This window comes from uncultured Roseovarius sp. (assembly GCF_913054395.1).
In the GTDB taxonomy this organism is placed as follows: Bacteria; Pseudomonadota; Alphaproteobacteria; order Rhodobacterales; family Rhodobacteraceae; genus Roseovarius.
Genome location: NZ_CAJXIP010000137.1, coordinates 1 through 8,537, shown reverse-complemented (window position 1 = coordinate 8,537; position 8,537 = coordinate 1). Strand labels below are relative to the sequence as shown.

The window sequence follows — 8,537 nt, the reverse complement described above, 5'->3', positions numbered from 1 at the left end:
CCCGGGCCGCTCCTCGCCCATCGAGGCCTGCAAAGACGAGGGCGATGCGCTTGATGCCCGGGTGGCGCTGCTGGCCGAGCGGGACGAGGGCGTGTATTTCCTGTCGCTCGCCGATCTGGTTCCGCACCGCGACCTGAGTTTTCATGCCGCCGACCGGGTGCATCCCTCGCTGAAGGCGGGGCGGGTGATCGGCCAGCGCATTGCCGCGATCATTCGCGGCGCGCCTTAGCGGGGCACGGCCGCCCCGGGGCTGACTGGGCTGACTGGGCTGACCGGTGTGGCCGGGGCTTGCACCGCAAAAAGCCCCCGCGGGAACGGGGGCTTTGGGGTCGGGGCGTCACTGTCAGGGCATCATCACTGTCAGGGCATCATCACCGGCGTGGCGTGCGTCAGCAGATGGCTGCGGCTTTCACGTCATCGTCGATGAACGGCAGGTATTGTTCGAAATTGTCCGAGAACATCTGCACGAGCTTTTCGGCCTGCGCGTCATAGGCCTCTTTGTCATCCCAGGTGCGGCGCGGCGTCAGCAGCAGTTCGGCCACCCCCGGCGCGGCAACAGGCACATCAAAGCCAAAGTTCGGGTCCTTGCGGAATTCTTCCCGGGCGAGCGAGCCGTCCAGTGCAGCGGTCAGCAAGGCCCGGGTGGCCTTGATCGGCATCCGCGACCCGGTGCCATAGGCGCCGCCGGTCCAGCCGGTATTGACCAGCCAGCAGGTGGCCCCGTGCTGGGCGATCTTTTCGCGCAGAAGATTGCCGTAGACCTCCGGGCGGCGAGGCATGAACGGCGCGCCAAAGCAGGTGGAGAATGTCGGCTCCGGTTCGGTCACGCCACGCTCGGTGCCCGCCACTTTGGAGGTGAAGCCGGAGAGGAAGTGATACATCGCCTGCGCCGGGGTCAGCCGCGCGATCGGCGGCAGCACGCCAAAGGCGTCGCAGGTCAGCATGATGATGTTCTTCGGATGGCCCCCGCGCGCCGATTGCGAGGCGTTGGAGATATAGTGCATCGGGTAGGCACAGCGCATGTTGGCGGTCAGGCTGTCGTCTTCGAAGTTGAGATCAAAGGTCTCGGGGTCGAAGGTCATGTTTTCGATCACGGTGCCGAACTTGGTGGTCGTCGCATAGATTTCCGGCTCTGCATCGGGGTCAAGGTTGATGGTCTTGGCGTAACAGCCGCCCTCAAAGTTGAAGGTGCCGCGATCGGACCAGCCATGCTCGTCATCGCCAATCAGCGTGCGCGCGGGATCGGCCGAAAGCGTGGTCTTTCCGGTGCCCGACAGGCCAAAGAACACAGCCGTATCGACCGGGTTGCCCTTGGCGTGGTTGGCCGAGCAATGCATCGGCATGATGCCCTTTTCCGGCAGCAGATAGTTGAGCAGGGTAAAGATCGACTTCTTGTTCTCACCGGCATATTCGGTGCCGCCGACCAGGATCAGCTTGCGATCGAAATTCATCGCGATCACAGTGTCCGAGCGACAGTCGTGCTTGGCCGGATCGGCCCTGAAGCCGGGGCAGTTGATCAGCGTGAAATCGGCGATGAAGTTGTCGAGCGTGTCGCGCTCGGGACGGCGCAGCATGGTGCGGTTGAACAGGCTGTGCCAGGCAAGTTCACTGATCATGCGCACGTTGATCGCATGGGCGGGATCGGCGCCGCCGACGAGATCCTGAACGAAGTAATCGCCGTCCTTCATATAGGCCAGCATGTCGTTATAGAGGGCCTCAAAGCCTTCGGGTGACATTTCGGCGTTGTTTTCCCACCAGATCGTGTCGACAACGCTGTCGGTCTTGACGATGTGCTTGTCCTTTGGCGAGCGTCCGGTGAATTTTCCGGTGGTCACCAGAAACGCGCCACCTTTGCCCAAAGTGCCCTCACCCTTTTTCAGGGCGGCTTCGATCAGCGCGGGTTCAATCAGGTTGTAGTAGACATTGCCCAGCCCGGTGATCCCCTGATCTTCAAGCTGGAATTGCGGGTTTACCCGTCCGAATGTCATGTTGCCAAGCTCCTGTTTAGCCATGTCCGCGCGATGCGGTATCTGTACTGAGGCGCCGGCTGGCGGCGCCGGTCGGGCACTTTGCCCGGCTAAGCGCCTCTTAGCATGACGGTTCTGTAAAATAACAGGACGCTTTGGCGCAGTTAGCGCAACCAAGCGCAAGTTAGCGCAACCAACCCGCTGTTAGCGAAAACGGCAGTCGCGGCTGACGGGAAAAGTGAGTCAATTTAGCCATTCCTAAGATTTATTTGCGTCAATGATGTGGCGCTAACGGGCTGATTCGCAGTTTTGGATTGATTGGAGATGCCAAACCAGAGCATAGTAGCGGAAAAAACAGGTAATCTGGGCAGTATAAGGAACAAATCTATGTCAAAAATCGCCCTGGTGGACGATGACAGGAATATTCTGACATCCGTATCAATGACACTCGAGGCCGAGGGCTTTGAGGTCGAAACCTATAATGATGGTCAACAGGCCTTTGATGCCTTCAGCAAGAAATTGCCGGATATGGCTGTGCTGGACATCAAGATGCCACGCATGGACGGCATGGACCTGTTGCAGCGTCTGCGCCAGAAATCGCAGATGCCGGTGATCTTCCTGACCTCGAAAGACGATGAGATCGATGAGGTTCTTGGTCTGCGCATGGGCGCCGACGATTATGTGAAGAAACCATTCTCGCAGCGTCTTCTGGTCGAACGCATTCGCGCGCTTCTGCGTCGTCAGGATGCGAACAATGGCGATATCGTGGCCGATACCGAAGAGACCAAGGTGATCGAACGTGGCGAGCTGCGGATGGATCCGCTGCGTCATTCGGTGAGCTGGAAAGGTCAGGACGTGTCGCTGACCGTGACTGAATTCCTGTTGCTTCAGGCCCTCGCGCAGCGCCCCGGTTTCGTCAAAAGCCGCGATCAGTTGATGGATGTGGCCTATGATGACCAAGTCTATGTGGACGACCGGACCATCGACAGTCATATTAAGCGTCTGCGCAAGAAATTGCGGATGGCCGATTCTGAATTCTCGGCGATCGAAACGCTTTATGGTATTGGGTACAGGTATAACGAAGAATAATGGCGCTTGCCGAGGGAATAGAGGTGCGCGACATGGCGCGGGGTAAGGACAATGATGTTGTCCTCGGGGACGATTTCGTTGCACCTGACCGGGTGGACGAGACAGAACTTACTGCGCGCCGCGCGCAGCGGGGCTGGTTCTCGTTTCGTGAATCGTCGCTGACACGCAAGATCATTACGTTCAACCTGATCGCCCTCAACGTCTTGGTGGTCGGGATTCTCTATCTCAATTCCTCGCATGACAATCTGGCACTTCAACGCGCCGATAGCCTGGTCGGGCAGACGGCCCTGATTGCCGATGTGGTTGAGGCGCGCCTGCCTGCGGGTGCGCCGGTCAGCCTGCTGAGCGGGGATGGGCTTGACGTCGAAGAGACCCTGGAACGGCTCAATATACATATCGGCACCGAAGTGTTCATTTTTGATCGCACCGGTGTGGTCGTCGGCCACAAGGTCGGCAGCACAGAGCGGCCCGGCACCGCAGGCGCGCGCGCGGCAACGCCGATGACCGATTTTCTGAGCCGGTTCTGGGATATCATCTCGGCGCCATTTTCGGGGTCGGACCGTTCGCAGCGCAAACGTACAATCGAAGACGTGACGCGTGACATGGTCGATCCGGCGGTAAATGGCGAGGTGCAGGTGCAGACGGCCGAGACGGCGGTTGGCACCATTCTGTCCGTCGCGATGCCGGTGATGCAGGCGGGCCAGCCGGTCGCGGTCGTGGCGCTGGCCAATGCCACTGGCGAAATCGACAAGATGGCGCGCGCCGAACGCGAGCGCGTCTTGCAGATGTTCCTGATTGCAACGCTGGTGTCCGTCGGTCTGAGCCTTATTCTGGCCTCGACGATTTCCAATCCGCTGGCCGATCTGGCGACGGCGGCAGAGATCGGCCGTGATCGCAACCGCAGCAATGGTGCCAAGGGGCGCATTCGCATCCCCGACCTTACGGCTCGCCCGGATGAAATCGGGCGGCTTTCCGGCGCCTTGCGGGGCATGGTTGCCGCGCTTTACCACCGGATCGACGGGAACGAGCAATTCGCGGCCGATGTGGCGCATGAAATCAAGAATCCGCTGGCCAGCCTGCGCTCGGCCGTGGGGACGATGCGGATTGCCAAGCGCGACGATCAGCGCGAGCGCCTTCTCGAAGTGATCGAGCACGACGTGCGCCGCCTTGACCGTCTGGTCAGCGATATTTCGAACGCTTCGCGACTTGACAGCGAACTGGTCAAGGAAGAGCAGGAATCCTTTGATCTGCTGCATATGCTGCGCAATCTCGGGAACTACCTGGGCGAAGAGGCCGAAAAGAAGGGCATCGAATTCATCGCCGACTTTCCAAGCCAGCCAATCGTGATCACCGGGCTTGAGGCGCGTCTTGCGCAGGTGTTTGTCAATCTGATCACCAACGCGATCAGCTTTTGCGAAGAGGGCGATGCAATCCGCCTTTGGGCACGGCGCCGGGCCAACCGCGTGCTTGTTGTTGTCGAGGATACCGGTCCGGGCATCCCCGATCAGGCGCTTGAGAAGGTCTTCCAGCGGTTCTATTCAGAACGGCCAGAAGGCGATTTCGGCAACAATTCCGGGCTTGGACTGGCGATTTCCAAGCAGATCGTCGAGGCCCATGATGGCGTGATCTGGGCCGAGAATATCCGCCCGACCCATGCCGATGCCACATCTGACCCGCTTGGCGCGCGTTTCGTCGTGGGTCTGCCGGTCTGACCCGGTGACGCAGAGCGCGGCCCCTCAAGAGATAATCGTGCATGCCACATGCGTCGCCCATTCGGGCCGTGCGGCCTTGATAAGGGGGGCTGCGGGGCGCGGAAAGTCCGGGCTTGCGCTGCAACTTTTGGCGCTTGGCGCCGGCCTTGTCGCAGATGACCGCACCCGGCTCTGGCGGGCTGGCGCGCAGGTGATGGCCGACTGCCCGCCCACCATCTCGGGCCAGATCGAGGCGCGCGGCATGGGGATACTGCATTTGCCGCCGGTTGGGGCACAGCCGCTGGCGATCATTGTGGACATGGACATTGACGAGACAGAGCGGCTGCCGCCGTTGCGGCAAGAGGCGATTTTGGGCGTTGACCTTGCCAGCGTCAGAAAATCCGCTTTCCCCCATTTCCCGGCGGCCTTACTGCTTTATCTTGAACACGGAACATTGGCTTGAAGGGGTCCCCCGATGTCTGTCGTCACGCCTGAATCCCAGCCTGCGCAACCTGCGCCGCCGGTCAATCGGCTGGTGTTGGTGACGGGGCCGTCAGGGGCCGGGCGCAGCACGGCGATCCGCGCGCTGGAGGACATGGGCTATGAGGCGATCGACAACCTGCCCCTGACGCTTTTGCCACGGTTGCTGGATGGGCGGCCCCCCGAAAAGCCGCTGGCGCTTGGGGTTGATGTACGCAACCGCGATTTCTCGACCGCGGCGCTGATCGAGGTGGTTGACCGAAGTGACTGGCATGCGGGCGTGCCCCTTCAGGTGCTCTATCTCGATTGCAGCGCAGATGTGTTGCTTCGGCGGTTTTCCGAGACCCGGCGGCGTCACCCTCTGGCCCCGGATGAAAGCCCCGACATGGGGATCGCGCGGGAATTCGACCTTTTGGGCCCGGTACGGGCGCGGGCGGACATCCTTGTGGACACTTCAGAGATGTCGCCGCATGACCTGCGGGCCGAATTAGAGCGCTGGTTTGCCCCGGCGGGCGGCGCGCGGCTGGCGGTATCGGTGCATTCGTTTTCGTATAAACGCGGCCTGCCCCGCGGCCTTGACATGGTGCTTGACTGCCGGTTCCTGCGCAATCCCTATTGGGTGCCGACATTGCGCGCGCTGGATGGCCGCGCCGAGGAGGTGGCCCGCTATGTTGGCGGCGATCCGCGCTTTGACGCGTTTCGCGCCCGGGTCTGCGATCTGGTGCATCTTTTGCTGCCAGCCTACGAGGCCGAGGGCAAGGCCTATCTGTCAATCGGCTTTGGCTGTACCGGCGGGCAACATCGCAGTGTCTGCATGGCAGAAACTTTGGCGCAAAGCCTTGCAGAAGACGGCTGGCAGGTGTCAATAAGACATCGCGAGCTTGAACGGCGCGGTCTGCCCGACGCGTCCGGCGGGCAATCGAAGGAGTGAGGCTGTCTTGATCGGCATTGTGATCGTGGCACATGGTGGGCTTGCCCGCGAATATCTCAAGGCGGTCGAGCATGTGGTCGGCGCCCAGACCGGCATTGTGGCCGTTACAATCGAGGGCGATCACGACCGGGCAAGCAAGCAGGATGAGATATGTGCCGCGGCTGATGCGGTCGATACCGGCGACGGGGTTGTTCTGGTGACTGACATCTTCGGCGGCTCGCCGTCGAACCTGTCGCTTCGGGCCTGTCAGCCGGACAATCGCCGGATCCTTTACGGGGCCAATCTTCCTATGCTGATCAAGCTCGTGAAAAGCCGCCATATGAGCGTGCCCGATGCGGCGCGCGCGGCGTTGGACGCCGGGCGAAAGTATATAGATAGCCACAATGTATCGGCGGATTGAGAAAGTAATAGCATGACAGATAAGGTGACCCGGCAACTCAAGATCGTGAACGTAAAAGGTCTGCATGCGCGCGCCGCGGCCAAATTGGTCGAGGTGGTCGAAGGATTTGACGCGGTCGCCGAAGTTTCCAACAATGGTCAATCCGCTTCGGGTGACAGCATCATGGGGCTTTTGATGTTGGCAGCAGGCAAAGGAAGCACTATTGACGTCGAAATCGTTGGTCCTGATGCCGAACCGCTTGGAGATGCGGTGGCGGCTTTGGTGGCAGACCGGTTTGGCGAGGATATGTGAGGGCGCTGAGATGCGCGCTGACGAAAATGGCGGGACAGGGACGGAGCATTTGAGCACCAAGGCGCATCACAAGCCTGGCGACGATTCCGGCGAAACGGTTCTATTTACCAAATATGACCGCCGCAGCCTGACCTATGCCAACAGTTTTGACAGCAAGATGACCTCGATCGTCATCCGCACGATGGAGTGGCTGACGGGCAAACTTGCGATTGTCGGCATGATCCGCAAGTTTGAAAAGCGCGGGGCACCCACCGGCCAGGCGTTCTGGCGGGCGGCGCTTGATACGATGGGTATCCCGCTTTTGACCCCCGATGAAGAGATTGCGAACATTCCGCAAGAGGGGCCGGTCGTGGTGGTGGCGAACCATCCGCATGGCCTTGTGGACGGGATGATCCTGGCCGATCTGATCGGGCGGAGGCGCAGCGATTACAAGATCCTGACGCGCGCGCTTTTGACCGGGATTGACGAGGTTGCGGCCTCTTACATGATTTCGGTGCCCTTCCCGCATGAACCCGACGCACAGCGCAAATCGGTCGAGATGCGCGCAAAATCCATGGCGCATCTCAAAGAAGGCGGCCTGATCAGCGTGTTCCCTTCCGGCGTGGTGGCCTCAAGCGACAGCCTGTTCGGCCCCGCGATCGAGCGCGAGTGGAATGTTTTCACCGCCCAGATGATCCGCCGGTCGGGGGCGACTGTGGTGCCGATCTTCTTTCCCGGCGCGAACTCGCGCTGGTATCAGATGGCGAACCGGATTTCCTCGACCCTGCGCCAGGGGCTTTTGCTGCACGAGGTCGTGCATAGCTGCAACCGGCCGCAAAAGCCGGTTGTCGGCGCCCCGATCAGCGATGAGCGCATGAAGATGCTTGAAACCGATCCGCGCGGCTTCATGGAATGGCTGCGCGAGCATACCCTGTCCCTTGGCAACTGAGCACCACGCCCCGATCTAGGTAAATCGGTTGTCGCGCGGGAAACCACGTGGCGCCATGCGGCCCGATCCGGCACGCTTGCCCATCCATTCGGTCAGATCGGTTTCGGTGCGCGTGCGCCCCGCCGGATCAAGCCAGCTTAGCCCGTCGGCCATGGTAAAGGTGGTGGCATCGCTTAGCCCGCCATCCTTGTATTTCTGCAACCGAACCCCCTTGCCACGGCCAAGTTCGGGCAACTCGTCAAGCGCAAAGACCAGAACCTTGCGGTTTTCCCCGACGCAGGCGACGTGATCGCCACTCACGGGATGGCAGACCTTGGCACGGGCATCGCCACGCAGGTTGAGTACCTGTTTGCCGCTGCGGGTTTGGGCGACGACATCGTTTTCCGGCACGATAAAACCGTCGCCCGCGCTTGACGCGACAAGCATCCTGCGGCCCGGTTTATGGATGAAAAGATCGACAATCGCGGCTTCATTCGGCAGGTCCACGATCAGGCGCAGCGGTTCGCCCATGCCGCGCCCGCCGGGCAGGTTCGCGGCACTCAGCGTATAGAACCGACCGTTCGATCCGAACACCAAAAGCCGGTCGGTGGTTTCGGCGTGGAACATAAAGCGCGGCGCGTCGCCGTCCTTGAATTTCAGCTCGCGATTAAGGTCGATATGACCGGTCATCGCGCGGATCCAACCCATTTCGCTACAGACCACGGTGATCGGCTCGCGGTCGATCATCGCCTCCAGCGGCACCTCTTCGACTTCGCCGGCC

Annotated in this window: 9 protein-coding genes and 1 pseudogene; 8 read left to right on the top strand and 2 right to left on the bottom strand. The window is 60.9% G+C overall.

Going from position 1 to position 8,537, the window contains the following annotated elements; genetic code table 11:
• Positions 1 to 229: pseudogene (locus QZ522_RS15485) on the top strand (SGNH/GDSL hydrolase family protein); the annotation flags it as partial.
• Between the two features lie 160 nt (positions 230 to 389).
• Here the strand turns inward: QZ522_RS15485 and QZ522_RS15480 are convergent.
• Positions 390 to 1,988 carry a phosphoenolpyruvate carboxykinase gene (locus QZ522_RS15480; protein ID WP_294613559.1) on the bottom strand — a complete coding sequence of 533 codons (1,599 nt, stop codon included), beginning with the start codon at positions 1,986 to 1,988 and terminating at the stop codon, positions 390 to 392.
• Positions 1,989 to 2,354: 366 nt separating this feature from the next.
• Here QZ522_RS15480 and QZ522_RS15475 point away from each other — a divergent pair, with 366 nt between their 5' ends.
• The 7 genes from QZ522_RS15475 to QZ522_RS15445 are packed head-to-tail and all read left to right on the top strand — an operon-like array spanning position 2,355 to position 7,777.
• Positions 2,355 to 3,056, top strand: a complete 702-nt coding sequence (locus QZ522_RS15475) for a response regulator transcription factor (RefSeq protein ID WP_294613556.1) — start codon at positions 2,355 to 2,357, stop codon at positions 3,054 to 3,056.
• On the top strand, positions 3,056 to 4,768 hold the full coding sequence (locus QZ522_RS15470; RefSeq protein WP_294613554.1) for a sensor histidine kinase: 1,713 nt from the start codon (positions 3,056 to 3,058) through the stop codon (positions 4,766 to 4,768). Before QZ522_RS15475 ends, QZ522_RS15470 begins: the two co-directional genes overlap by 1 nt.
• Before the next feature lie 37 nt (positions 4,769 to 4,805).
• Positions 4,806 to 5,210, top strand: a complete 405-nt coding sequence (locus QZ522_RS15465; protein WP_294613552.1) for a serine kinase — start codon at positions 4,806 to 4,808, stop codon at positions 5,208 to 5,210.
• Between the two features lie 12 nt (positions 5,211 to 5,222).
• Complete coding sequence (gene rapZ, locus QZ522_RS15460) at positions 5,223 to 6,158, top strand: RNase adapter RapZ (protein ID WP_294613549.1); 936 nt, start codon at positions 5,223 to 5,225, stop codon at positions 6,156 to 6,158.
• Between the two features lie 7 nt (positions 6,159 to 6,165).
• Positions 6,166 to 6,558, top strand: coding sequence for a PTS fructose transporter subunit IIA (locus QZ522_RS15455; protein ID WP_294613546.1), 393 nt, complete (start codon positions 6,166 to 6,168; stop codon positions 6,556 to 6,558).
• Between the two features lie 12 nt (positions 6,559 to 6,570).
• Positions 6,571 to 6,849, top strand: a complete 279-nt coding sequence (locus tag QZ522_RS15450) for an HPr family phosphocarrier protein (protein ID WP_294613543.1) — start codon at positions 6,571 to 6,573, stop codon at positions 6,847 to 6,849.
• A gap of 10 nt (positions 6,850 to 6,859) precedes the next feature.
• Positions 6,860 to 7,777, top strand: a complete 918-nt coding sequence (locus QZ522_RS15445) for a lysophospholipid acyltransferase family protein (RefSeq protein ID WP_294613541.1) — start codon at positions 6,860 to 6,862, stop codon at positions 7,775 to 7,777.
• A gap of 15 nt (positions 7,778 to 7,792) precedes the next feature.
• Here QZ522_RS15445 and QZ522_RS15440 read toward each other — a convergent pair.
• Positions 7,793 to 8,537 (bottom strand): DNA gyrase C-terminal beta-propeller domain-containing protein (locus QZ522_RS15440; RefSeq protein WP_294613538.1); only part of this gene is annotated, 745 nt, incomplete at its 5' end.

Bases quoted from the DNA above. Each gene is read 5' to 3' on its own strand.
- QZ522_RS15480 (WP_294613559.1), bottom strand. From the start codon at position 1,988: ATGACATTCGGACGGGTAAACCCGCAATTCCAGCTTGAAGATCAGGGG.
- QZ522_RS15450 (WP_294613543.1), top strand. From the start codon at position 6,571: ATGACAGATAAGGTGACCCGGCAACTCAAGATCGTGAACGTAAAAGGT.
- QZ522_RS15470 (WP_294613554.1), top strand. From the start codon at position 3,056: ATGGCGCTTGCCGAGGGAATAGAGGTGCGCGACATGGCGCGGGGTAAG.
- rapZ (WP_294613549.1), top strand. From the start codon at position 5,223: ATGTCTGTCGTCACGCCTGAATCCCAGCCTGCGCAACCTGCGCCGCCG.
- QZ522_RS15475 (WP_294613556.1), top strand. From the start codon at position 2,355: ATGTCAAAAATCGCCCTGGTGGACGATGACAGGAATATTCTGACATCC.
- QZ522_RS15445 (WP_294613541.1), top strand. From the start codon at position 6,860: ATGCGCGCTGACGAAAATGGCGGGACAGGGACGGAGCATTTGAGCACC.